21 protein-coding genes and 2 tRNA genes are annotated in these 24159 nt (G+C 68.6%); 15 read left to right on the forward strand and 8 right to left on the reverse strand.

Translation table 11 applies throughout. The annotated features are described in order from the left end of the window. Window positions 1–112: 112 nt before the first annotated feature. From ACWD0F_RS15285 to ACWD0F_RS15295, 3 genes are all read left to right on the forward strand, one after another. A complete protein-coding gene (locus tag ACWD0F_RS15285; RefSeq protein ID WP_449875683.1) occupies window positions 113–376 on the forward strand; it encodes a hypothetical protein in 264 nt (87 codons plus the stop codon). Between the two features lie 127 nt (window positions 377–503). After that, entirely contained in the window at window positions 504–773 is a 270-nt protein-coding gene (locus ACWD0F_RS15290) for a WhiB family transcriptional regulator (protein WP_449875684.1), read from the forward strand. A 66-nt stretch (window positions 774–839) separates the two neighbouring features. After that, window positions 840–1004 carry a hypothetical protein gene (locus ACWD0F_RS15295; protein ID WP_449875686.1) on the forward strand — a complete coding sequence of 55 codons (165 nt, stop codon included), beginning with the start codon at window positions 840–842 and terminating at the stop codon, window positions 1002–1004. Between the two features lie 141 nt (window positions 1005–1145). Here ACWD0F_RS15295 and ACWD0F_RS15300 read toward each other — a convergent pair whose 3' ends face one another. The 4 genes from ACWD0F_RS15300 to ACWD0F_RS15315 all read right to left on the reverse strand — a co-directional run bounded on the left by ACWD0F_RS15300 (window position 1146) and on the right by ACWD0F_RS15315 (window position 7071). Further along, window positions 1146–1757 (reverse strand): hypothetical protein, encoded by a 612-nt coding sequence (locus tag ACWD0F_RS15300; RefSeq protein WP_449875688.1) that lies wholly within the window; start codon window positions 1755–1757, stop codon window positions 1146–1148. Between the two features lie 636 nt (window positions 1758–2393). Further along, window positions 2394–4676, reverse strand: a complete 2283-nt coding sequence (locus ACWD0F_RS15305; protein WP_449875690.1) for an ATP-binding protein — start codon at window positions 4674–4676, stop codon at window positions 2394–2396. Between the two features lie 487 nt (window positions 4677–5163). Then, a complete protein-coding gene (locus ACWD0F_RS15310) occupies window positions 5164–6501 on the reverse strand; it encodes an ABC1 kinase family protein (protein ID WP_449875692.1) in 1338 nt (445 codons plus the stop codon). Window positions 6502–6564: 63 nt separating this feature from the next. Continuing rightward, the gene (locus tag ACWD0F_RS15315; RefSeq protein WP_449875694.1) at window positions 6565–7071 is read right to left on the reverse strand and encodes a hypothetical protein; all 507 of its coding nucleotides are present in this window, start codon (window positions 7069–7071) and stop codon (window positions 6565–6567) included. Window positions 7072–8465: 1394 nt separating this feature from the next. Between ACWD0F_RS15315 and ACWD0F_RS15320 the strand changes: the two genes are divergently transcribed. The 3 genes from ACWD0F_RS15320 (at window position 8466) to ACWD0F_RS15330 (ending at window position 10415) form a co-directional block, all read left to right on the forward strand. Then, a complete protein-coding gene (locus tag ACWD0F_RS15320; RefSeq protein ID WP_449875696.1) occupies window positions 8466–9248 on the forward strand; it encodes an enoyl-CoA hydratase/isomerase family protein in 783 nt (260 codons plus the stop codon). A gap of 67 nt (window positions 9249–9315) precedes the next feature. Then, window positions 9316–9831, forward strand: coding sequence for a M48 metallopeptidase family protein (locus ACWD0F_RS15325; protein WP_449875698.1), 516 nt, complete (start codon window positions 9316–9318; stop codon window positions 9829–9831). Beyond that, on the forward strand, window positions 9825–10415 hold the full coding sequence (locus ACWD0F_RS15330) for a DUF2064 domain-containing protein (RefSeq protein WP_449875700.1): 591 nt from the start codon (window positions 9825–9827) through the stop codon (window positions 10413–10415). Before ACWD0F_RS15325 ends, ACWD0F_RS15330 begins: the two co-directional genes overlap by 7 nt. Window positions 10416–10475: 60 nt before the next feature. On the opposite strand, the gene ACWD0F_RS15335 is transcribed toward ACWD0F_RS15330, so the two are convergent. Genes ACWD0F_RS15335 through ACWD0F_RS15345 form a run of 3 tightly spaced genes read right to left on the reverse strand, consistent with a single transcriptional unit; the run spans window position 10476 to window position 13261 of the window. Next, complete coding sequence (locus ACWD0F_RS15335) at window positions 10476–11462, reverse strand: endonuclease/exonuclease/phosphatase family protein (protein ID WP_449875702.1); 987 nt, start codon at window positions 11460–11462, stop codon at window positions 10476–10478. Between the two features lie 33 nt (window positions 11463–11495). Next, window positions 11496–12056, reverse strand: coding sequence for an NUDIX hydrolase (locus ACWD0F_RS15340; protein ID WP_449875704.1), 561 nt, complete (start codon window positions 12054–12056; stop codon window positions 11496–11498). After that, on the reverse strand, window positions 12053–13261 hold the full coding sequence (locus tag ACWD0F_RS15345; RefSeq protein ID WP_449875734.1) for a zinc-dependent metalloprotease: 1209 nt from the start codon (window positions 13259–13261) through the stop codon (window positions 12053–12055). The genes ACWD0F_RS15340 and ACWD0F_RS15345 overlap by 4 nt, the downstream gene beginning before the upstream one ends. Window positions 13262–13391: 130 nt before the next feature. Between ACWD0F_RS15345 and ACWD0F_RS15350 the strand changes: the two genes are divergently transcribed. From ACWD0F_RS15350 to ACWD0F_RS15390, 9 genes are all read left to right on the forward strand, one after another. Next, entirely contained in the window at window positions 13392–14465 is a 1074-nt protein-coding gene (locus tag ACWD0F_RS15350) for an NAD-dependent epimerase/dehydratase family protein (RefSeq protein WP_449875736.1), read from the forward strand. A gap of 20 nt (window positions 14466–14485) precedes the next feature. Beyond that, entirely contained in the window at window positions 14486–14911 is a 426-nt protein-coding gene (locus tag ACWD0F_RS15355; protein ID WP_449875706.1) for a molybdenum cofactor biosynthesis protein MoaE, read from the forward strand. 9 nt (window positions 14912–14920) lie between these two features. Next, window positions 14921–15967: a YlbL family protein gene (locus ACWD0F_RS15360; RefSeq protein ID WP_449875708.1), complete on the forward strand. Its 1047-nt coding sequence runs from the start codon at window positions 14921–14923 to the stop codon at window positions 15965–15967. Window positions 15968–16132: 165 nt separating this feature from the next. Then, window positions 16133–19039: a UPF0182 family protein gene (locus tag ACWD0F_RS15365; RefSeq protein ID WP_449875709.1), complete on the forward strand. Its 2907-nt coding sequence runs from the start codon at window positions 16133–16135 to the stop codon at window positions 19037–19039. A 63-nt stretch (window positions 19040–19102) separates the two neighbouring features. Further along, a tRNA-Met gene (locus tag ACWD0F_RS15370) sits at window positions 19103–19179 on the forward strand. 114 nt (window positions 19180–19293) lie between these two features. Then, window positions 19294–19370, forward strand: a tRNA-Met gene (locus ACWD0F_RS15375). 74 nt (window positions 19371–19444) lie between these two features. Next, window positions 19445–19912: a group II truncated hemoglobin gene (locus ACWD0F_RS15380; RefSeq protein WP_449875711.1), complete on the forward strand. Its 468-nt coding sequence runs from the start codon at window positions 19445–19447 to the stop codon at window positions 19910–19912. 9 nt (window positions 19913–19921) lie between these two features. Then, window positions 19922–22411, forward strand: a complete 2490-nt coding sequence (locus tag ACWD0F_RS15385) for a DUF4118 domain-containing protein (RefSeq protein ID WP_449875713.1) — start codon at window positions 19922–19924, stop codon at window positions 22409–22411. After that, entirely contained in the window at window positions 22408–23076 is a 669-nt protein-coding gene (locus tag ACWD0F_RS15390) for a response regulator (RefSeq protein ID WP_449875715.1), read from the forward strand. The genes ACWD0F_RS15385 and ACWD0F_RS15390 overlap by 4 nt, the downstream gene beginning before the upstream one ends. Before the next feature lie 266 nt (window positions 23077–23342). Here the strand turns inward: ACWD0F_RS15390 and ACWD0F_RS15395 are convergent, their stop codons facing one another. Next, window positions 23343–23741: a hypothetical protein gene (locus tag ACWD0F_RS15395; RefSeq protein WP_449875717.1), complete on the reverse strand. Its 399-nt coding sequence runs from the start codon at window positions 23739–23741 to the stop codon at window positions 23343–23345. Window positions 23742–24159 lie beyond the last annotated feature (418 nt).

Raw genomic sequence — 24159 nt, forward strand, 5'->3', positions numbered from 1 at the left:
AAAATCGCAGGTAGAAAATATGTTGCCCCTTCCTGCGGTCCGGGTTTAGGGTCATGGTCAAGCAAGTCGGACAGTCCTGTTCCGACGATTCAGAGAGTGGAGGTGAGCCCCAGTGATCAGCATCAAGACGCCGGCCATGCAGTGGGTCGCCTCCGCATGCAGTCACTCGGTGAGGCTCGCCGATGGCCCGGCCAAGCTGCACCGGGAGAAGTCTGCCCGTAGCCAGGCCGCCGCCTTCTATGCACGACCGCATGCCGGAGTCGTCGCATCTGGAGCTCCTGTCTACAACGCACGTATCGAACTGCCGGCCAACCAGCTCACCAAGGGTGGACTGTGCGGTCCGCAGCCCTGGAGGGATAAACCGGTCATAACCTGACCGGCGAATAGCCCCCAGGCCGCGGATCCCACAGACGGGAACCGCGGTCTTTTTGTTTGTCCGTGATCCCCGACAGTCCACGAGGTGCCCAACCAAGATCAAAAAGATCGATCAAAAGGAGAGACTGATGGGGGCGAAGACGATCATGGACCTGATCGACGAAGCCAGGATCCCCTGTCGTACCGACCCTGACCTGTGGTTCGCCGAGTCGCCGGAGGACGTCGAGTTCGCCAAGGCGCTCTGCGGCAACTGCCCGATCCAGAAGGCCTGCCTCGACCGCGCGCTTGAGCGCGAGGAGCCGTGGGGCGTCTGGGGCGGCGAGCTGGTCCTCAGGGGGACGATCGTCCCCCGCAAGCGTCCGCGCGGGCGTCCGCGCAAGCACCCGGTCGCTGCCTGACCATCACACCCCTACGAGAAGAAAGCGAACAGACCGATGACCACCAGATCCACCAGGAGCCTTTCCGTGCCGCATCTCATCCATGACCTGGTAAATGACCGAATACAAACGCTGCACCGCGAGGCGGAGGAGCAGCGACTCGTGCTGCGCGTCACGCGAGTACAGCGAGCCAGGCGCGAGGTCAAGCGGGCGAACGATCGCCTCCGCAAGGCCCTGAGCCGCCAGGTCTGATCCAGCAGATCCTGCCGCCGGCGCAGGATCTCCTGACAGATCCCCACCACGAAGAGCCGGGCGCAACCAGCGCCCGGCTCTTCTCGCGCCCTGGGTGAGCCCACCTTTTTCGTGTTTCGGGTGCCCGGCTTTCACCGCACCTCAGACAGTGCGCCGCCGCGCGCCTGGGCCGGCGTCCGCTGAAGGGGTGCCGATGACCGGCTCCCCTTCAGCGATCCAGAGCCGTGCCGACATCCACGCGATCCCGGCTCCCGCCACCATCAGCCCGATCAGATAGACGGCCACCGGCACCACGCTCCGCAACGATCCCGGAACCATCCCCACCGCATAGAGCAGCACGGCCACCACCGGCATGCCCCCGCTCCGGATCGCCGCCGCACCGAACGTCAGCACCCCGATCAGCAGAACGACCGAGGTGACCAGGAACGCCCGCCCGGTCACCCCCGCCAGCAGCCCGGTCACAGTGCCACCGCCGAGGTAAGGGAAGACGAAGTGCAGGATGTACTCGATCGCGAACGCCCCGGCCAGTCCGGCCGAGTTGAGCACGTACCCGACGAGGCCGAGGCTGCCCGCCGAGTCACGAATCAGCAGGTAGATGCCGGTGATCGCGAGTAAGCCGGTCAGCGCTCCGAACGGTGCGATGCCGTGCGTGAGAGCCGTCTCCGGCAGAAAGCCGGCGCGACGGGCGGAGTTGATGACGAGCAGCACGGCACACACGAACCCTGCCGCCGCCGTGACCCGATACACACGCATGCCGGAAGTCCTTTCTCTCGCCGAAACCTTTGATAACGCTCGTTATGATGCGCGTTATCGGTGGTCATGGTGAGAGCGTGCCGGGAGACGTAAGCATCCCGAAAGAACTCGGCGCACTGCTCCAGGACCTGCTGCGCACGGCCATGCACGTGCTCCGCGAACAGGGAGCACGCACTTGACCCTCCGCCGCGTGGCCGACGCCGCCACTTTGGGCATCTGCACCTGTTTCGGCGGTCGCCCCGGTCTCCTGGAGGCCATCTATCACTACGGTCTCCAGCGTCCTCCACCAGGCGATGACGACGTCACCGAACGGTCACACGGACCCGCCGGCCAAGATCATGTCGGTTGCGCACGGGTACAGGAGGTTCACGCCGGCCGATCCAGCCCTCGCATGTCGAGGCGTGCGCGTACCTTGCGGGGCTGTGCGCAGCGGGCCGGGCGTTCAACACCGAGAAGACCTACGCGGGCCGGATCGCCGGTACTTGTCGTACAGCCTGGGGCACGGTGTGGACTGGTCGAGTCCCGAGCTTGGCCCAGTTGATGGCGATGATGCGGTGGCTGGTGGATGAGCCGATGCCGCCGCGGTCGCGCAGGCCGAGCTCGGCAGCGGCCAGGCCCTCTGTTCGCCAGGGATCGTCACGTGTTGTGATCAACGCCGAGGGCCGCCAGCTCCGCTTTCAGCTTGTCAAGCAATCTGGGCCCCCAAACTTTGTACTTCTCCACCAGCTCGACCGCCCGGGTCAGGTGCTCGCGAGCCTCGCCGGTCACACCGAGCCCGGCATAGGCCCGGCCCAGCACCACGCGCATGTTCATGGCCCAGACACTGCCCTGCTCGATGGTCTCGGCCAAAGCCGGCTCGGCCACCTCGATGGCCTCCGGCCAGCGCTGCGCGGCGAGCAGAGCTTCGACCAGGCCATGCAGGGCATTGATGCGTGAGTGTTGTGCCGCAGCGGAGGCGACCGGCTGTTCGTCAATGTCTCTCAGCAGACTGCGAAACGCCTCAATGGCCTCATCCAGCCTGCCGAGAGGGGCGAGCACCATCGCCGCTCCTCCGCTGGCCCAGTAGAAGGTGTCGTGGTAACCGGCGGCTTCGGCCAGCTCCCGACCTCGGGAATATGCCCACAGCGCCTGATCGAAGTCGCGAAGGACCCGCCATGCCTCGGCCGCGTTACACACCGCATCGGCCTGCTCTTTGACCGCGCCGAGGCTTTCGGCGAGCCGGTAGACCTCCATCGCCTGCTCCGCGCACTCCCTCAACGCCGCGTCTCCACGGTGTGCGTGAGTCGCGAGGGACGCCCAGACCTGGCGGTTCATGTGCCACAACTCCCGGCGGTCGGACAGCCGGGCAGCAGCGGCCCGCGTCAGCCCGAACACCTCCAGCCAATCGCCCAGCCAATGCGGCGTGTAGGCCGCGAACCAGCGCATCGCCTCACCGAGCTCGGCCACCCGCTCGTGCCGGCCGGCGGCGGCCGCCATCCGCAGCCCGGCCAGCCACGTCTCCCGTTCGACCTCCAGCCAGGCCCGCGCCTCCTCCTGCGTGGCCAGCCGAACCAGACCCTGCCAGCCAGGCGGCGGCGCGCCGTGGTCAGGTTCGAACCACCGCCCGGCCACGGTCGCGCACTCCAGCAGCCAGCCGACCATCCGCTGCTCGGCCGCCGCCCTGGCCTTGGCCGGTTCCTCCGCGCGCAACCGCTGGCTCGCATACAACCGAATCAGGTCGTGGAAGCGGTAGCGGTCAGCGCCCTCATGCTGCAGCAGGCCCAGCTCGACCAGGTCATCCAGCTGATCCTCAGCATCGAACACCTCGGACTGGATGAGCACCGCCGCGATCGGCGCCGCGAAACCCACCGCGGGCACCAGCGCCAGCCGCCGGAAGGCCGCCTTCGCCCGCGGCGACAGCAGCGCGTACGACAACGCGAACGCCGCCTCCACCCCCACATCACCCACCGCCAGGTTCGCCAGCCGGCGATCCTCATCCGACAACCGCTCCGCCAGCAGTCGCATCGACCAGCCCGGCCGCGACGCCAGCCGGGTGCCCGCGATCCGCAACGCCAGCGGCAGATGCCCGCACAACCCCGCCACCTGCGCCGTCTCCACCACCGCGCCCTCAGCGCCCTCCCGCACGATCACCCGCAACAACGCCGCCGACTCCTCCGGCGACAACGGCGACAACGCGATCCGCGCCACCCCCTCCAACCCACCCAGCGCACGCCGGCTGGTCACCACCACCATCCCCGCCCCCGCACCCGGCAGCAACGGCCGCACCTGAGCCTCATCGGCGGCATTGTCCAGCACCAGCAGACACCGCCGCTCCGCCAGCGTTCCCCGCAACTGGCTGGCCCGCTCCTCCTCCTCAGCCGCAATCGCCCGCGGGTCCACGCCCAACGCCCGCAGCAACCGATGCAACGCCTCCGCCGCCGGCACCGGCTCGGCGTCCACACCCCGCAAATCCACATAGAACTGCCCGTCCGGGAAGGTCTCCCGCAGCAACTCGGCCGCCCGCACCGCGCACGCCGTCTTGCCCAGCCCCGCCTGCCCGTGCACCACCACCACCGGCGTAGGACCGTCTGCGGACGCCTCCCGTCCCAAACGGCACAGCAGCTCCAGCTCCGCCACCCGGCCAACGAAGTCGCCGATCCCACGCGGCAGCTCAAACAGCCCCGGCCGCCCCGGCACCAGGCCGCCCGCCCGCGGCCGGCCCGCCCGCGCAGCCTCCACCAGCTCCACCCGCTGCGCCTCACCCAACCGCAACGCATCGGCCAGCGCCTGCACCGTGCGCTGTTGCGGACCCCGGCTGACGCCACGCTCCATGTCCCCGATGGCCCGCACACTCACTCCGGAGGCGTGCGACAGCTCCTCGATCGTCAGCTCCGCGGCTTGCCGCAAGCTCCGCAGAAGCGGGCCGAACGAGCTGGCCATCCACTCTCCCTCGTCGATACCTGCACCCGGCCACCGGGCGGCTTGAGCCAAAATACCGGCATGCCTGAGCTCGGCGGCTCGGCGGGCTACTGGGCTATCCCAAGGCGCCGATCATGAGGGATCACAGTGGACCTGCTCGAAGATCGCCCGAGGCGGGATTGGTTCCGGCGACACGCTGAGCCTGGCCATGCCAGGGGTGGGGTGTTCGGCCAATGTCTGGGCCCGCTTCGGATGTTACGTGACTTGAGCGCTTGCCAACTTGCCTTACGTACGCTGAAAAGATCATCTCGCTACTCGCCCGCTGGCCACTACCCCTCGGATCCCGGGCTCACCCGGTGGCACTCGCCGGCCTCGCATTCCGCCCGCCTGGCGGCACTCGCCTGCCCCATATCCCGCCCGGTCGACGGTACGCGCCTGCCCACAGCTCGCCCGCCCGGCGAACACGCGCCAGCCCCGGCGGTGGGGATGCCGGAGAACGTCTTTACGGCTACCCGATTGCCAGCGCCTCGTCGTTCGAGTCGTCGTCGGCGAATCCTGGGACCCATCGGATCACCTCGTTACGGAAACGCGCCGTGGTGCCCAATTGGCACAGCACTCCGATCCCGGCCGCGTGCACCCGGTGAATCAGCACGTACGACGTCGGCAGGTTGAGCTGGCGAATCACGTTGGTCGGACGGAGGTCGGTGACGCTGGCCGCCTGGGCCTGAAGCCACTCCCGGCTGAACGTGAACTCCTCCACCGCCGTCGGCTCCACATACGGGGCGAGGAAGGCGCGCAGGGCGTCGGCGTCGATGTCGATGTCCTCCCGGATGAAGCCTTCTTGGCGCAGACCGGTCATGACGGCGCCCATGTCGCCCTGGTTGAAGATGCGCATCAGCTTGCCGAAGACCTTGGGATAGCCCTCCGGCATCCGGTTGACCGCGCCGAAGTCCAGAACACCGAGCTTGCCGTCGGCCAGCATCCGGAAGTTGCCGGGGTGCGGGTCGGCGTGCAGCATTCCGACGCGGGCGGGGGAGCTGAACAGGAAGCGTACGAAGAGCAGGCCGGCCCGGTCGCGCTGCTCTTCGGTGCCCTCGGTGATGATGCGGGACAGCGGGGTGCCGTCCATCCACTCACTGACCAGCACCATCTCGTTCGCCGCCACCACGTCGGGGACGTGAAAGTCGGGATCGCCGTCGAACTCGAGGGCGAAGGCATGCTGCGCCTCTGCCTCTCGGAGGTAGTCGAGCTCTTCGGCGACCCGCTCGCGCAGCTCCGACAGCACGGCCTTCATGTCGAGACCGGGCAGCAGCACGCCGAACAGCTTGCCCAGCCGTGCCAACTGGGTGAAGTCGCCGAGCAGGGCCTTACCCGCACCCGGGTACTGGATCTTGACGGCCACCTCACGGCCGTCGTGCCACACGGCCCGGTGAACCTGGCCGATCGAGGCGGCGGCGGTGGGCTGGTCGTCGAAGGACAGGAAGTTGTCCCGCCAGTCGTCACCGAGCTGCTCGGTGAGGACCTTGTGAACCGTGGCGACGGGAAGCGGGGGAGCGGCGTCCTGCAATTTGGTCAGCGTGGCACGGTAGGGCCCCACGATCTCCGGCGGCAATGCCGCCTCGAAGATCGACAGGGCCTGCCCGAGCTTCATGGCGCCGCCCTTGAGCTCGCCGAGCACCTTGAAGATCTGCTCGGCGGTACGTTGCTGCAACTCCTGGGCCACGATCTCGGCGGACTTGCCGCCCAGTCGCTTGCCCAGCCCGAGCGCTGCCCGGCCGGCGTATCCCAGCGGAAGGGTGGCCAGCTTGGCCGAACGCGTGACAGCACGGCGCGGAAAATCGCTCACACTGATGCGCGGAACCTCGGCAGAGATGCCGCTACCCCCCTTCGTGGTCGTCTCCTGAGCACGTCAGTCGTGGTTAGGTGCCATGACCATTCTTAGCGGAGATGGATCGTTTCGCATACAACGACATTGTGGGTGTACCCGCCATGACCGTCTTTTCCAGCGCCAATCGGGTGATACGTCCATTGTGCCGTTGGTCACAACGGACGGTTTGCCGTCCAGATAGGCCAGCGCATGGCCTGTAGCCTCGGCCGCGACCACCGCCGCGAGCGCCGATCCGCAGGCGATCTCCCCCGGCGGATAGCCACCGATCCTGGCGGTGACGATCGGCCACACAGGATCGAGATCGCGACGCGTCAGATCGAGACAGTGCAAGCACGCCGAATCGCCCGGCAGGACCAGCGGCCCGACGATCCCGTGCCCTTCGAACGCCGCCACCAGCAGGTGGGGGATGCCCAGTGAGGTCAGCTCATTGGACAGCACCCCGTCCAACGGGGTGACGGGCGCGAGGATGACGAGATCCGGACGATCCGACTTGTCTCCAAGATACGGGCCACCGGCCAGTGCGTTCACCGCCGGCGTGACGGCCTCCGGACCCTCCTCGTCCAGCTTCTCCGCCCCGGAGGAGGAGGCTCCGGAGGAGGATGCGAGTGGCCGGGTATCGGCGGAGCGCCGGCCCTGCCGCGTGGTGGCGGAAGGCGCAATCGGCGGGGAGTTGGTCGCCGTGGAAGATGAGGGAGGTGGGTAGGCCGGTGGGGGCGAGTCGCCCGACGAGGGCGTGCGCTGGCCCGAGCGCGAGCGAATGGGCGTAGGCACCGCCTGTGGAGCAGCCCGCGGCGCCGGTGGTGGAGTAGTCCGTGGAGCAGCCCGTGGAATCGGTGGTGGAGTAGTCCGTGGAGTGGTCGGTGGAGCAGTCCGTGGTACCGGTGGTGAGGCAGCTCGTGAGGCGGCCGGTGGAGCAGCTCGCGGTGCCGGTGGTGAGGCAGCTCGTGAGGCGGTCGGTGGAGCAGCTCGCGGCACCGCCGGTGGAGCAGCACGTGGAGTGGCCAAGGGAGTAGTTCGTGGAGTGGTCCGGGGCGCGTCAGCGGACGAGGGCCGCGCGGAAGAACGCTCGGCGAGGGCGTCGGCGGGTGGCTCGGTGACGTCGATGGGATCGCTTGTTTCGGCGGATTCGAGGCTGCCGGAGGTGAGCCGTCTGGCCACTGCCACCGCGCCCGCCTCACGCGTCAGCCCGATCTCCGCCCACGTCAACCCGCCCGGCGTGATGTCCCCAGGCCGCACGGGCCCGGTGTCGAACACCCGGATGTGCCCCACCCCGCCGGCCGCGAGCAGGGCCACGACCTGGGCGCCGACCCGCCCGGCCCCATAGACCCGCACCCGCTTCTCCCGCCGCAGCCCGAGCAGCGAGATGCCGCCCTCGGGAGCGGTGGAGCCGAGGTCGAGCGCCTCGAGATCCGGCCTCAGCCGATCCCGCTCGGCCAGGGAGAGATCACGGAGCGGCCCGGGGCTGGTGGCGGCGTCGTGGAGGGCGCCCTGCGCGGCGAGCTGGTCGAGCAGGGATCTGGCGCGGATCTCGTCGAGCCCGGCGGCGGTCGCCTCGTGCAGGACGCACTCCAGATCGCGGGTGCCGTCGAGCCCCTCGATCCATTTGCGGACAGGCGGGGTCAGGCCGCTCAACATCACGGCTCGGAGGGGATGCACGCCGTATTGGAGGGTGTGCTCGTCGCGGATGATCCGCCGGAGAGCGGGCTTCACACGTGGCCTCATGGCGGGAAGGTTTCCATGCCGGAGCAAGATCCCGAGCGCGTTCGGCCGCGGCTGTGGATAACTGTTCTCTTCGGGGCGGCCCTGTGGACAACGCGAAGGGACGAATGAGTTCAGGCTGGTCAAGGGGTAGCAGATCAGCCCAACGAGGGCCTGATCGATGGGCTGTCTCCGGCGATGCGCCCCGGGTTACGCTTCCCCGCATGGATGAGCTCGTGGTTGATCGCAACGATGACGGAGTCGTACTCATCACTCTCAACCGCCCGGACGTGCGCAACGCCATGACCGAGGTCATGACCGAACGATGGCGGGAGACCATGTCCGGCCTGGCGCGGGATCGTGCGGCCCGGTGCGTGGTCATCACGGGAGCCGGCACCTCATTCTCCTCGGGCGGCGACCTGTCGTGGCTCGGCGAGCGCGGCGCGGAGGCCGTTCCGCCGCTGCGTGACCGCATGCTCGCGTTCTACCGCACCTGGCTCATGGTCACCGAGCTCGAGATTCCGACGATCGCCGCCGTCAACGGCCCGGCCGTGGGTGCCGGCCTGTGCGTGGCGCTGGCCTGCGACCTCGTGTACGCGGCCGCCGACGCCAAGCTCCTGGTCCCGTTCACGTCGCTGGGCCTGCACCCGGGTATGGCGGCCACGTATCTGATCCCCAGGAGGGCGGGCGTGGGGCTGGCGCGGGAGATGTTGCTCGCGGGCCGCACGGTCACCGGAGCGGAAGCGGCTGATAAAGACCTGGTAAATCAAGCTTTTCCGAAAGATGACCTAATGTCGGAAGTGCAGACTATCGCCACGAAGATCGCCCAGAACGCCCCGATTGCCACAAGGCTCACCAAAGTGGCCCTCAAGCAAGACCATCAAGACCTGGAAGCCGCTCTGAGGTGGGAGTCCTTGGCCCAGCCCGTGACCATGGCCTCCGACGACATGCTGGAAGGACTGTCCGCGCATCGGGAAAGGCGCATGCCCAAATTCACCGGCTCTTAATCATCTGACCAGCAGAAACAACGTCCACCCTCTGTGGAATTTCGTCAGTCTCGGCTAACGTGCATATGTGCCCCCCGAGACAGTCGAGGTTCGTCGCAGTTCTCGTCGCCGGCGTACGGTCTCCGCCTACCGCGACGGCGATAAGACGATCGTGCTCCTGCCCGCCTGGCTGAGCGGCGAAGACGCGGATGAGTGGGTCAGCCGGATGCTGGATCGGCTGGCCGCCAAGGAACGTCGCCGAAGGCCGACCGACGAAGCCCTCCTCGAACGCGCCCGCGACCTGTCGGCGAGATATCTGGACGGCGAGCCCGACCCCGTGAGCGTGCGCTGGGTCGACAACCAGCAGCACCGCTGGGGGTCGTGCACCCCGGAGAACGGCACCATAAGGATCTCCACCCGCCTCAAGGGCCTGCCCGAGTGGGTCATCAACTACGTGATCATTCACGAGCTCGTGCATCTGCTGGTGCCCAGTCATGGGGCCAAGTTCTGGGCGCTGGTAGAACAGTATCCGAAGGCGGAGCGGGCTCGTGGGTTCCTCGAAGGATTCTCCGCCGCGGCCCACACGGCACCGGAGGAATGTTGACGCGCATCGTCGCGGTCCTCGTACGCCGGCACATGGTCCAGGAGGCGGCGCCCGCCGGCGTCGACCTGGCGGCGTTCCTCGAAGCGGTGGCCGAGGACACCTACGAGATGGTCGCGGGCCTGGAGCTCGTCACCCCGGTGCTGATCACCAGCGTCCCCGAGCTGGACGAGATCGTCTGGCCCGGCACCGAGGTCATCACCATCAAGGACGACGAACCGCTGCGGGCCATCCTCGGCCGGCTGCGGGCGGAGCAGGTCGCCGTGGTCGCCGCCGACGCCCCTGACCTGCCTCCGCTGCTGGTCGGCAAGCTGTTCAGGGAGCTCGGCCGGGCCGAGATCACGATCTGCCCGGCGGAGAACGGCGGAGCCGTCGCCCTGGCCTGTGCCCTGCCCGCGCCCGCTTGGGCCGACCCGGACCTGGACGACCCGGACATCATCGCCACGCTCCGCGCCCAGGCCCCCGGCTCGCGCAGGGTGGCCACCACCCCCGGCTGGCACCGCCTGCGCACCCGCGAAGACGTGGCACGCCTCGACCCCGGCCTCGAAGGCTGGGACAACACCAGGGCCCTGCTCAGGGCATGGTGAGTGGCGCGATGGTCCTACAGGCATGGTGAGTGGCGCGATGGTCGTACGCCAGGGCCCTGCTCAGGGCACGGTGAGTTCGGCCAGCACGGCGCGATGGTCGGTCCCGGGCACGTCGCGCACGCTGACCTCGCGTACCGCCACCCGCCGGTCCACCAGCACGTGGTCGATGGTGATGATCGGCGGCACCCGCTTGTTGGCCGGCCACGTCGGGATCAGCCCGGCCCCCACCTGGTCGGCCGCGTCCTTGTAGCCCCTGGCCAGCAGCTTGCGCAGGGCGGCGTGGTCGAGGGAGGCGTTGAAGTCGCCCGCCAGAACCCGCACCCGGTCAGAGGAGGCCGAGGGAAGCGCGGCCAGGGCCTCGTTCCAGTCGGTCACCTGCCGGCCGAGCGGCGGGAAGGGGTGCACGTCGACGAACTCGATCGGCTTCCCGCCCGGCAGTGAGATCACCGCCGCGGGCATGTTGTGCCCGAAGGACTGCACCGCCTCGCCGAGCGGCTGCAGCGGGTGCTTGGAGTAGAGCCCGCTCCCGCTGGCGTCCCATTCGTCCTCCAGCACGCGGTGCGGCATCAGCTCGCCGAGCCCGGCCGCGTCCAGGTCGGACACCGCTCCGGGGGTCAGCTCCTGGGTGCTCAGCACGTCGGGGTCGAACTCGCGTACCAGCTTCATGATCGTGGCGGTGTCGGCCCGGCCGAACAGCATGTTGATCGTCATGACCTTGAGCTGCCGGCCGGTCGCGGCCTCGGCCGTGCCCAGCGCCCTGGGCAGCACGCTGAAGCCCAGGGCGGTCGAGGCGAGCAGCGCCACCACGGTGGCCGCGCGTTTACGGCCGACCGCGGCGATCAGCAGGGGGACCAGCGAGCCCGCCGCCGCGTACGGCGTGGCGGTCATGATCTGTGTGGGCAGCGACCCGCGCTCCAGCCCCGCCACCCTGGCCACCGCCCAGGCCGCGAACGGGGTCACGGCGACCCAGGTCAGAGCCGTGCCGGGAAACTTCCATCGTTTGCGGCCAGGTGTCACGATCGTGCCGCCGACGGGTGAAGTCTCCACACAGCCCCCTCAGTTGGAACGACCCAATGGACTCTAGCCAACCGCGCGTGAGCGCAGCCTAAGCGCGGCCTGTCCGCGTGCGGCCAATCGCCGCGTCGCGTCGTCGGAGAGCTCGGGGATCTCGTCCACGGGGAACCAGCGCAGGTCCAGCGACTCGTCGCTGATCACGGCCGCGGCGCCGGGCGGGGCCACGGCGGCGTACTCGACGTCGAGGTGCCAGCTCAGCGGCGGATGGCACCACACCTCGTGCCGGTCGACCGCGAGCGGCCCGGGCAGCAGCTCAAGGCCGGAGATTCCCGACTCCTCCCACGCCTCCCGCAGAGCGACCTCAGCGAGCGAGGTGTCGGCGACCTCGCAGTGGCCGCCCATCGGCAGCCACTTTCCGGCCTTCGGATGCAGCGTGAGCAGCACCTGCGAGCCGTCGGGCGACAACACCGCCGTCGTGGCCGTCAGATGCCCGGGCACGCACTCGCGCAGCATGGCGTCGTCGTGAGCGTCCAGATGATCGAGGAACTCCGTGCGCAGTGCCTCTTCCTCCGGCGTCGGCGCGATCCAGGCGGACAGCACCGCCACCGCGTCGAGGTGCAGGCTCAACTCTTGTCGCCCTCGTCGTCGTCCGGCTTCGCCTCCAGTTGGGAGATGTCCCAGGTGGTCTCGCCCACGACGAACGCCTCGGGGTCGGCGAGATCGTCGGCCGTCGGCATGAGGTCGGGATGACCCCACAGCGCGTCGCGCCCGTCGACCCCGCGCGCGTTCTCCAGCGCGCGCCACAGCGCCGCCGCCTCGCGCAGCCGCCTGGGCCGCAGCTCCAGCCCCACCAGCGTCCCGAACGTCAGCTCGGCGGGACCACCCGTCGCCCGGCGGCGGCGGACGGTCTCTCCCAGCGCCACGGCGGAGGGCAGCTTGCCCTCGGCGGCCTGGTCGACCACGGTGGCCACCCACCCCTCGACCAGCGCGAGCATCGTCTCCAACCGCGCCAGCGCGGCCTTCTGCCGCTCGGTCTCCTCGGGCTTGAGCAGGTTGCCCCCGCTCAGCGCCTCCTGGATCGCCTCGGGGTTGTTGACGTCGAGGCCGCGGATCTGCTCCTCCAGCGCGGAGGTGTCGACCGTGATGCCCTTGGCGTATTCCTCGACGGCGCCGAGCAGGTGCGAGCGCAGCCACGGAACGTGCTGGAACAGCCGGTGATGCGCGGCTTCGCGCAGGGCCAGGTAGAGCCTGATCTCGTCGCCGGGGACTTCCAGGCCCTCGCTGAACGAGGCGATCCCCCCGGGCAGCAGCGCGGCCGTGCCCGAAAGCGGCAGGCCGATGTCGGTGGTGCCGACCACCTCGCGGGCCAGCGAGCCGAGCGCCTGCCCGATCTGCTGGCCGACCATCATGCCGCCCATCTGCTTCAGCATGCCCATGAGCGGCCCGGCCATCTGCTGAGCCTCGGGAGGCAGCCCCGAGCCGCCGAGAGCGCCGCCCATGGTCTCGACCATGCGCTCGGCGATCGGCTCACAAAGTTTGCGCCAAATAGGGACAGTGTTCTCGATCCACTCAGACCGGCTCCAGGCCTGCGGGTTCGACACGCCGCTGGGCAGCGTCGTCGCCTCGTTCAGCCACAGGTCCGCCAGGCTGAGCGCCTCGACTATCTGTCGTCGCTCGCCTTCCATGACGCTCGGATCGCCTTCGGCGACCACGGCGTGCCGGGCGATGTTCTTGGCCATGTCCCAGTTGACAGGGCCGGAGCCCTGGGGCGCCGACAACATGTCGGCGAACTGGCGCATCGCCTGAGCCATCTGCTCAGGGTTGCCGAACATGGCGAACGGGTTCTCGTTAGGGTCGTTTTCGCGACCTGGCAGGTCAGTCACCGCTCTACCTCGTGCAGGATGGAGGAGTCCACATCCGCCACGTTAGTCGTCCTACGGCGGATCAGTGCAAAGTGAGGACCTGGTGCCTACCTCGAAACGCCCGCGCCAACCCGTCGTCGCCGTCACCGGTGCCGCCTCCGGCATTGGCCGGGAGTTGCTCGCCAGGCTCGTATCCGCCGCGGATTTCCGCAGAGTGGTGGCCATTGACGAGGAGCGCGGTGATGTTCAGGAAGCCACGTGGAGAGTGATCGACGTACGAGATCCGCTCTTGGCGAACCGGATCTCCGACATCGACGTCCTGGTCCATCTGGCCGGTGACTACGCCGTCGACTCCGATCCCGGGAAGCGGCGGGCGTACAACCTGCGCGCCGCCCAGACCGTGCTGACCGCCAGCGCCGCGGCGCGCGTGCGGCGTGTGGTGCTGGTCACCAGCGCGATGGTGTACGGCGCCGCGCCCGACAACGAGGTGCCGCTGGCCGAGAACGGCCCCGTGGCGGCCGAGCCGGACACCGGCGTCGTGGGCGACTTCCTGGAGATCGAGTCGCTCGTACGCAGATCGTTGCGCAGCCATCCGGGCCTGGAGGTCACCGTGCTGCGCCCGGCGGCGGTCGTCGGCCCCGGCGTCGACACGGTGATCACCCGCCACTTCGAGTCGCCCAGGCTCCTGACCGTCAAGGGCTGCAGCCCGCACTGGCAGTTCTGCCACATCGACGATCTCCTCTCGGCGCTGGAGCTGGCGGCGCACGGCGCGGTCACGGGGGTCGTGGCGGTCGGCTCCGACGGGTGGCTGGAGCACGACCGGATCGAGGAGCTGTCCGGCATCCGCAGCCTGGAGCTGCCCGCTGGGCTCACGTTCGGCACGGCGCAGCGCCTCCACCGGCTCGGCATCACCCCGGCTCCGGCGACCGATCTGCACTACGTCGTCTATCCCTGGGTGGTCGACTGCGTGACGCTGCGCGAGGCGGGCTGGAAGCCGGCGTGGACCAACGAGGCCGCGTTCGAGCAGCTCCTTGAGCTGCGGGAGAAGCGCACGACCGTGGTCGGCAGGCGGCTGCCCGTCAAGGAGGCCACCCTCACCGCCGCGGGCGCCACCGTCGCCGTCATCGGCACCGCCGCGATCGTCCGCCAGGTCCGCAAGAAAAGGCGCCTGTGAAGGTCGGTTAGGCTTTTTCCGTGGACGTCATCCGGTTGCTCGGCATTCGTGACACCCCGCTCTCCGTCGACGAGGTGCTGGCCGCTGTGGGCGACCACGCCGCCGGCGGCATCACGATCTTCGTGGGCGCGGTCCGTGAGCAAGACCAGGGAAAGCCTGTGACGAGGCTCTCCTATTCCGCGCACCCCACGGCCGAGGCCGAGCTGCGCCAGGTGGCGGAGAAGGTGGCGGCCGACTTCCCCGTGACGGCGCTGGCCGCCGTGCACCGGGTGGGCGATCTGGAGCTGGGCGACACGGCCGTCATCGTCGCCGTGGCCGCCCCCCACCGGGACGAGGCGTTCAAAGCTTCGCGCAGGCTCATCGACGACCTGAAAGCGCAGGTCCCGATCTGGAAACACCAGTCGTTCGCCGATGGCCAGACCGAATGGGTCGGCGCCGGCGAATAAGCTCATCCCATGTCACGACGCGCCCTGACTCTGCTGCTCGCGGGGTTTCTCGTGCTCGCGCTCGGTGTGGTGGGCGCCTTCCAGCCGGTCCCGTACGTCGTGCTGAGTCCCGGGCCGACGGAGAACACGATCGGTGAGGTCGACAAGAAGCCCGTCATCTCGATCAAGGGCAGGGAGACCTACCCGACCAGCGGCGCGCTGAGTCTGGTGACCGTCGCCTACCAGGGCGGCCCCGCCGCCAGGATCGATCTGCTGACGGCGTTGCGCGGCTGGATCGATCCCACCGTGGCGGTGGTCCCGCAGGAGACGATCTTCGCTCCCAACCGCGACCCCAAGGAGGTCGAGGAGGAGAACACGGTGGAGATGACCAACTCCCAGGACTCCGCCACCGCCGCCGCGCTCAGCGAGCTGAAGATCCCTTACAGCATGGTCGTCGGGGTCGTGTCCACGGAGAAGGGCCTGCCCGCCGAGGGCAAGCTGCAGAAGGGCGACGTGATCAACTCCGTCGACGGCAAGCAGGCCGCCGACGTCAACGTCGTCAGCGGCGCGGTCAAGGCGCACAAGCCGGGCGAGAGCGTGGTCTTCAACGTCACCCGTGGCAAGGACAAGCTCGACGTCACCCTGCGGACCGTGGCGGGCCCCAAGAGCCAGACTCTTGTGGGCGTCACCATGCAGGCCACGTACAAGTTCCCGTTCGACGTGGACATCAACGTCGGCGACGTCGGCGGGCCGAGCGCCGGGCTGATGTTCTCGCTCGGCATACTCGACAAGCTCACGCCCGGCGAGCTCACCGGTGGCAAGCGGATCGCGGGCACCGGCACAATCGAGCCGACGGGCGAGGTCGGCGCGATCGGCGGCATCCAGCAGAAGATGGTCGGCGCCAGAGACTCCGGCGCCACCGTCTTCCTGACCCCCGCCGGCAACTGCGCGGAGGCCATGAAAGCCGTGCCCGACGGGCTTCGGCTGGTCAAGGCCGACACGCTGCACAACGCGGTGGTGGCGCTCGACGCGCTGCGCACGGGCAAGGGCGCCTTGCCGGCGTGTGAGGCTGGATGAAACTTCTGGCCATCGCCGTGCGTTAGCCGTACGGCTGGCACACCGGTGTAGGTTGCCAGACACGGACCGTTTCTTCATTACGACGAGGGGTTGGCCTTGAGCTTCCGGACCCCAGGAGCCGGCAGGGCGATGCGCTTGCCCCGCCGACCGCGACTGCTTCTGCCTGTGGCGATCGCCCTGGTGGCGATCGTGGCCCTGTTCTTTCTCTTTTCCGGTATTTACACCGACTATCTATGGTTTGACGCAACCGACTACACCACGGTCTTCTCCGGGGTGCTGCTGACGCAGATCGTGCTGTTCCTGCTGGGAGCGGTGTTGATGGTCGGCATCGCCGGCGGCAACATGTTGCTGGCGTTCCGGATGCGGCCGATGTTCGGCCCCGCGATGTTCGGCGGGGGCAGCGGCGCGGACCGCTACCGGATGGCCCTCGATCCCCACCGCAAGCTGATCTTCATTGTGGGTATGGGCTTGCTCGCGCTCTTCTCCGGCTCCTCGTTCGCGGGGCAGTGGGAGACATGGCTGAAGTTCATCAACGGCGCGTCGTTCGGACAATTGGACAAGTTGTTCCAGTTGGACATCTCGTTCTTCATGTTCGACTACCCGTTCATCCGGATGGTGCTCAACTTCCTGTTCACCGCCGTGATCATCTCGATCGTGCTGGCGGCGATCACGCACTATCTCTACGGCGGGTTCCGCCTGCAGTCGCCGGGCGTGCACGCCTCCAGGGCCGCGCGGATCCACCTGTCGCTGCTGCTGGGCATCTTCGTGCTGCTGAAGGCGGTCGCCTACTGGATCGACCGTTACGGTCTGGTCTTCTCCGACCGCGGCTTCGTGCACGGCGCGTCCTACACCGACGTCAACGCCGTGCTGCCGGCCAAGACCATCCTCGCCATCATCGCGCTGATCTGCGCCGCCCTGTTCTTCGCCGGAATCATCCGGCCCGGCGGCATGATCCCGGGCGTCTCCTTCGGCCTGCTCGTGTTGTCGGCCATCCTGATCGGCGGCGTCTACCCGGCGCTGGTCGAGCAGTTCCAGGTCAAGCCCAACCAGCAGGGCAAGGAAGCCCAATACATCCAGCGCAACATCGAGGCCACGCGCGAGGCCTACAACGTCGACAAGACCGAGGTCGAAAACTACAACGCGGAGTCCGACCCGACCAAGGTCCAGTCCAACGCCGACTCCTCGGTCTCCGGCGTGCGGCTGCTCGACCCGGCGCTGGTGTCCTCGACGTACGAGCAGACCCAGCGCATCAGGGGTTTCTACAGCTTCGCCGACACCCTCGACGTCGACCGCTACCCGGACTCGACGGGCAAGCTGGTCGACCACGTCGTGGGCGTCCGCGAGCTGACCGGACCGCCCGAGGGCCAGAACAACTGGATCAACCGGGCCCTGGTCTACACGCACGGCTACGGCATCGTGGCCGCGCCGGGCAACCAGGTCGACGCCAGGGGCGAGCCCGCCTACGACGCCAAGGACATGCCGGTCACCGGCCCGCTGGTGGCCACGACCAAGCTCCAGGAGTCGCGGATCTACTACGGCGAGGAGCCGGCGGCGGCCGAATACGTGATCGCCGGCGGTAACCCCAAGAACCCGCAGGAGCTCGACTACCCGGAGACGGGCGTCACGGGCCAGAAGAACACCACGTACACCGGCCAGGGCGGCGTCCCCGTCGGGTCGTTCCTCAACCGGCTCGTCTTCGCCGCCAAGTACGGCGAGGCGAACATCGTGTTGTCGGGCGACATCAACGACAACTCCAAGGTCCTGTACGTCCGCAACCCGCGTGACCGGGTCCAGAAGGTCGCGCCGTTCCTCACGCTCGACGGCAACCCGTATCCGTCGATCGTCGACGGGCGTGTCACCTGGATCGTCGACGGTTACACGACGTCCAACGACTACCCGTACTCGCAGAGCGAGAGCCTCGGCGACATGACACGCGACACCACCACGGACCGCCGCGTGATCGCCCAGCAGCCGAGCGACAAGGTCAACTACATCCGCAACTCGGTCAAGGCCACGGTCGACGCCTACGACGGCACGGTCAAGCTCTACGGCTGGGACACCAACGACCCGGTGCTGAAGACCTGGAGCAACGCCTTCCCCGGCATCATCAGGCCGGCATCGGAGATGAGCGCGGACCTGCGCAACCACGTCCGCTATCCGGAAGACCTGTTCAAGGTCCAGCGCTACACGCTCTCGCGCTACCACGTCACCAACCCGGCCGCCTTCTACAGCGGCCAGGACTTCTGGAACGTCCCCAACGACCCGACCCAGGGCACCCAGAACATCAAGCAGCCGCCCTACTACCTGACCACCACGATGCCGGGCGGCACGCCGACGTTCTCGTTGACGACCACGTTCGTGCCACGGCAGGGAGGGGCCAACCTGTCGTCGTTCATGGCGGTCGACTCCTCCTCCGGATCGGAGTACGGACGCCTGCGCATTCTGCGCATGCCGTCCAACACCCCGATCCCGGGCCCGGGGCAGATTCAGAACGCCTTCCAGAGCCGGCTGGCCGGCCAGCTCAACGTGATGGGCGTGGGTAGCTCGTCGTTGCGCTACGGCAACCTGCTGACGCTGCCGTACGCGGGCGGCCTGGTCTACATCGAGCCGGTGTACGTCCAGGTGGCCGCTGGCGGTGGTCAGGAGCCCTTCCCGATCCTGCAGCGGGTCCTGGTGTCCTACGGCAGCAACATCGGCGTCGGGCGAAATCTGGACGAGGCTCTCAAGGAGGTCTTCGGCGGCACGCAGCAGCAGACCCAGCCTCAGCAGCAGCAGCCGAACACGCCGGCCCAGACCAGCACGGCGCTCAACTCCGCGATCGTCAACGCCAAGAAGGCGTATGAGGACGCGCAGAAGGCGCTACAGGCCAGCCCGCCCGACTGGGACGCCTATGGCGACGCCCAGAAGCGGCTGGACGACGCGCTGAAGGCGCTGGAGGGAGCCAACGTGCAGCCTTCGGCCAGCCCGACGGCCACACCGACGGGTTCGCCCACGGCCACACCGACGGGTTCACCGCCCGTTTCGCCATCGGCCACACCGTCCGGTTCACCATCCGCGTCACCTACCGGTTAACCACCGGAGGGCCGTCAGTTTGCGCCCACCCCCCGTCGCCGATAGTCTTCAGACACAACGCGACGCGGGGTGGAGCAGTTCGGTAGCTCGCTGGGCTCATAACCCAGAGGTCGCAGGTTCAAATCCTGCCCCCGCTACCAGAAGAAAAGGCCCGGAGGTCAATCCTCCGGGCCTTTTGTTTTGCCGTCCTGCGGATCCGCAGGTGGTGCGAAGCACTTCTGGCAGGGGGTATAGTTATGACTAACACCAAGCGACGCGGGGTGGAGCAGTTCGGTAGCTCGCTGGGCTCATAACCCAGAGGTCGTAGGTTCAAATCCTGCCCCCGCTACCAAAAGAGGGCCCGGTCTCCTGAAAAGGAGACCGGGCCCTCTGTCATTGGCGTGTCATCACTGATTACATGATTACATGACGGATGAAGCAGTGCCGAGCCTGTACGACTGGGCCGGCGGCACGGAGGTTTTCGAGCGATTGACCACGGCGTTCTACCGCACTGTCGTCAAAGACGACCTGATCGGCCCCTTGTTCGCGCACATGGACGCCGAGCATCCGAAATACGTGGCGATGTGGCTCAGCGAGGTCTTCGGGGGCCCCGACCGCTACACGAAGGAGCGCGGCGGCTACCCGAGCATGCTCCGCCACCACCTCGGCAAGAGCATCACCGAGCCGCAGCGCCGCAGATGGGTGAGTCTGCTCATGGACGCGGCCGACGAGGTCGGACTGCCCGACGACCCCGAGTTCAGGGCGGCGTTCGCCGGCTACGTCGAATGGGGCACCAGACTGGCCAGGCACAACTCCCAGCCCGGCGCCACGCCTCCGTCGCAGGCTCCGGTGCCGCACTGGGGGTGGGGAGTCGCGCCGCCATATCAGCCGTAACCTGGAGGAATGGCAGTCAGGCCGCGCGGCCGGCTACGCATCTACCTGGGGGCCGCGCCCGGGGTGGGCAAGACCTACGCGATGTTGAGCGAGGCACGCCGCGCCGAGGCGCGCGGCAAGGACGTGGTCGTGGGCTTCATCGAGACCCACGGCCGCGCCCGCACCGCCCGGCTGCTCGACGGCCTGGAGATCCTGCCACGGCGGACCCTGTCCCACCGGGGCGCGACCTTCACCGAGCTCGACCCGGACGCGGTGATCGAGCGCGCCCCCAAGGTGGCCCTGATCGACGAGCTCGCCCACACGAACGTCCCCGGCTCCCGCAACGCCAAGCGCTGGCAGGACGTCGAGGAACTCCTCGACGCCGGGATCGACGTGGTCTCCACCGTCAACATCCAGCACCTGGCCTCCCTGAACGACGTGGTCGAGCAGATCACCGGCGTGCCGCAGCGCGAGACCGTGCCCGACGCGGTGGTGCGGCGGGCCGACCAGATCGAGCTCGTCGACATGGCGCCCGAGGCGCTGCGCCGCCGCATGGCCCACGGCAACGTCTACCCGCCGGAACGGGTCGACGCCGCGCTGGCCAACTACTTCCGGATCGGCAATCTGACCGCGTTGCGGGAGCTCGCCCTGCTCTGGGTCGCCGACAAGGTGGACGAGCAACTCGACCTCTACCGTACGGATCACTCCATAGCGGGCACCTGGGAGACGCGCGAACGTGTGGTCGTCGCGCTGACCGGTGGCTTGGAAGGTGACACGCTCGTCCGCCGGGCCGCCCGCATCGCGGCCAGGACCAAGGGCGCTGACCTGCTCGCCGTGCACATCACCAGCGCCGACGGCCTGGGCGCCGGCGGTGACCCCGCCCACCTGGCCCGCCAGCGCACGCTCGTCGAGGACCTCGGCGGGACCTACCACCAGGTGGTCGGCGACGACATCCCGCGCGCGCTGCTCGATTTCGCCCGGGGCGTGAACGCCACGCAGCTCGTGCTCGGCGCGTCCAGAAGGGGCAGGTTCGCGCAACTGATCTCGCGTGGTGTGGGCATCACGGCCACGGCGCTGTCGGGATCGATCGACGTGCACATGGTCACGCACGAGGCGACCAGGAAGGGCCCCGAGCGGAAACGGTCGCGGGCCGCGCTGACCCGCACCCGGCGCGCGTACGGCTGGGCGCTGGCCCTGGCCGGGTTGCCGGCGCTCACCGCCGTGGTCCGGCCCCTGGACTTCACGTTGCCCACCGAGATCCTGCTCTTCCTGCTGCTCGTCGTGGCCGTGGCGCTGACGGGCGGCATGGGGCCCGCGCTGACGGCGGCGGTGCTCGCGTTCGGGCTGCTCAACTGGTTCTTCACGGCGCCGGTGCACACGCTGACGATCGCCGAGCCCGAGAACGTGCTCGCGCTGGCCATCTTCGTCCTGGTGGCGATCATGGTCAGCACGGTCGTCGACCTGGCGGCCAGGAGGAGCAGGGAGTCGGCACGCTCGCGGGCCGAGGCCGAAGTGCTCTCGACGCTGGCGGGGCACGTGCTGCGCGGGGAGGCGGCGCTGCCGTCGCTGCTCGGCAGGATGCGCGAGACGTTCGGGCTGACCTCGGTGACGCTGCTCGAACGGCGTGATGACTGGCGCATCGTCGCCACCTCCGGCGGGGTGCCGTGCACGCGTCCCGGGCAGGCCGACGCCGACGTCGCCATCGACGACCGGCTCGTGCTCGCCGCGCACGGCCGGCTGCTGGAGGCCAGTGACCGGCGGGTGCTGGAGGCGTTCGCGGCGGAGGCGGCGGTCGCGCTGCGCCAGCAGCGGCTGCGCGAAGCGGCCGAGCAGGCCCGGCCGCTCGCCGAGGCCGACCGGATGCGCACCGCGCTGCTCGCCGCCGTCAGCCATGACCTGCGCACCCCGCTGGCCTCCGCCATCGCGTCGGTGGAGAGCCTGCGCGCCACCGACGTCACCTGGTCGGACGAGGACCGCGCCGAGCTGCTCGACACCGCCGACAAGTCGCTGATCAAGCTGAACCGGCTCGTGTCGAACCTCCTCGACATGAGCCGCCTCCAGGCCGGCGCGCTCGGCGTGACCCTGGAGCCCGTGGCGATCGGGGACGTCCTGCCGCACGCCATCGACGACCTCGGACCTGTGCGCGTTCTCGGCGACATCCCGCCCGAACTGCCCGAGGTCATGGCCGACCCCGCGCTCCTGGACCGCGTGCTCGTCAACCTGATGGCGAACGCCGTCCGCTACAGCCCCGACGGCGAGCCCGTACACGTCACCGCGAGCTGGCACGGCGGGAACGTGGAGATCCGGATCATCGACCGGGGTCCGGGCATCGCGCCGGAGGCGCAGGAAAGGGTGTTCCTGCCCTTCCAGCGGCTCGGCGACCGTGCCACGCACGCGGGAGTGGGGCTCGGACTCGCGCTGTCTCGCGGTCTCACCGAGGCGATGGGCGGCACGCTCGTTCTGGAGGACACACCTGGAGGGGGACTGACCATGGCCATCTCACTGCGGCGGGCCGCATGACCCGGGTGCTGGTGGTGGACGACGAGCCGCAGATCCTCCGCGCGCTCCGCGTCAACCTGGCGGCCAGGCAGTACGAGGTCGCGGTGGCGCCCGACGGCGGCTCGGCGCTGCGCCAGGCCGCCGACTGGCATCCGGACGTGGTCATCCTCGACCTCGGCCTGCCCGATCTCGACGGAGTGGCCGTCATTCAGGGCCTGCGCGGCTGGACCGAGATCCCGATCATCGTCCTGTCCGGCCGCGCCGACAGCAGCGACAAAGTGCACGCGCTCGACGCGGGGGCCGACGATTACGTGACGAAGCCGTTCAGCATCGACGAGTTGCTCGCGCGCCTGCGCGCGGTGACCCGCCGCACGGGCCGGCACGAGGAGGAGCCGGCCACGGTGCGGGTGGGCGACCACGTCGTCGACCTCTCCGCCAGGACGATCTCAGGAGGGGTACGTCTCACGCCCACGGAGTGGCACTTCCTTGAGCTGCTGCTGCGCAACCCGGGCAAGCTGATCAGCCAGCGGCAACTCCTGACCGAGGTCTGGGGGCAGACCTATCTCAAGGAGACGCACTACCTGCGGCAGTACATGGCCCAGCTCCGGCGCAAGCTCGAACCCGATCCGGCGCATCCGGTGCACCTGCTGACCGAGTCGGGGATGGGCTACCGGTTCCAGCCGTAGCCGCAGGCCTCTCAGGTTTTGACGAGCATGGAGATCGCCTTCTGCACGGCCCAGCCGAGCAGGAGAACTCCGAAGACCACTTGGGTGATCCGCATCCAGGAGGCCGAGGACTCATCTGCATAGACCACGACGCCAACCCACATAACGGCAAATGTCCCAACTAGGAGGACTGCTGCCCAGTTCAACCCCCGCTGCCACATATGCGAAGTCTCGCAGCCGGCCCGCCAAGGGCGGGTATGGCCCAAGTCGGCACCTGGGCAAGGGGCCTATCGGGGGAGCGTCCTGTGGCTGCCGACACACCGGCGCAGGCGCATGCCGCGCGGCCGCTGGGGCACCGCCTCCTCCAGGCAGGCCAGCAGCGCGGCCGCCGTGCGGGCGTCGGACAGGATCCGCTGCACGGCCTCGCCGTCCTCGGGCAGCTGGCCGCGGGAGGCCAGCTCGTGCTTGAGGAACGCCAAGGGATCCGGCGCGCCCACGGACTCCGCCGCCACCGTCGCCCGTGCGGCGGTGAGGAGGCGCAAGTAGTGGGTACGCAGGACGGCCTCGCGCATGCGGGCGTGTTCGAGGTCGTCGATGAGGGTTCTGGCGATTCTCAGCAGGTCTCCGCTGGGGGTCGCCTCGTCAGCGAGGAACGCACGGATGTCGTCGTACTCCGACCTGGTCATTGCGGGCACCTCCGAGAGCGCAGTCGGCTCGTAGCTACTTCGTACCTGGGAGCGATTGCGGATGACTTGCTGACGGCTTGACTGCGCCTGTTGACCTGGGGGTTCCTTGGGGAGGTTTGAGCGTCTGGTGGTGAGGGAAGGACCCCATGATTACCTGAGTGGCGCGAAGCGGGCGCCGTGGGCTGCTAGAGTTGCTTCGCGCAGGGCGGCCACGAGGTTCCAGGATCTCGGAGAGGCCCGGCGAATCTCACTTTCTTCAGGGTCGTTCTTCGGATGGATTCGCATCCACTCGAAACGGCTGGTAAGTTAGAGGGGTTGTCCTCGAAAGGGGGCGGGCTTAATTCCAGCAGGTCGAGCAAGTCGGGTCAATTTGACAGGGACTTGAACGGCTGAAAGAATTAAGACACAACGAAGCGAA

It is taken from the genome of Nonomuraea sp. NPDC002799, assembly GCF_053592075.1.

Bases quoted from the DNA above. Each gene is read 5' to 3' on its own strand.
- ACWD0F_RS15395 (WP_449875717.1), bottom strand. From the start codon at position 23,741: ATGACCAGGTCGGAGTACGACGACATCCGTGCGTTCCTCGCTGACGAG.
- ACWD0F_RS15380 (WP_449875711.1), top strand. From the start codon at position 19,445: ATGACGGATGAAGCAGTGCCGAGCCTGTACGACTGGGCCGGCGGCACG.
- ACWD0F_RS15330 (WP_449875700.1), top strand. From the start codon at position 9,825: ATGTTGACGCGCATCGTCGCGGTCCTCGTACGCCGGCACATGGTCCAG.
- ACWD0F_RS15385 (WP_449875713.1), top strand. From the start codon at position 19,922: ATGGCAGTCAGGCCGCGCGGCCGGCTACGCATCTACCTGGGGGCCGCG.
- ACWD0F_RS15360 (WP_449875708.1), top strand. From the start codon at position 14,921: ATGTCACGACGCGCCCTGACTCTGCTGCTCGCGGGGTTTCTCGTGCTC.
- ACWD0F_RS15390 (WP_449875715.1), top strand. From the start codon at position 22,408: ATGACCCGGGTGCTGGTGGTGGACGACGAGCCGCAGATCCTCCGCGCG.
- ACWD0F_RS15300 (WP_449875688.1), bottom strand. From the start codon at position 1,757: ATGCGTGTGTATCGGGTCACGGCGGCGGCAGGGTTCGTGTGTGCCGTG.
- ACWD0F_RS15345 (WP_449875734.1), bottom strand. From the start codon at position 13,261: ATGTTCGGCAACCCTGAGCAGATGGCTCAGGCGATGCGCCAGTTCGCC.
- ACWD0F_RS15290 (WP_449875684.1), top strand. From the start codon at position 504: ATGGGGGCGAAGACGATCATGGACCTGATCGACGAAGCCAGGATCCCC.
- ACWD0F_RS15320 (WP_449875696.1), top strand. From the start codon at position 8,466: ATGGATGAGCTCGTGGTTGATCGCAACGATGACGGAGTCGTACTCATC.
- ACWD0F_RS15305 (WP_449875690.1), bottom strand. From the start codon at position 4,676: ATGGCCAGCTCGTTCGGCCCGCTTCTGCGGAGCTTGCGGCAAGCCGCG.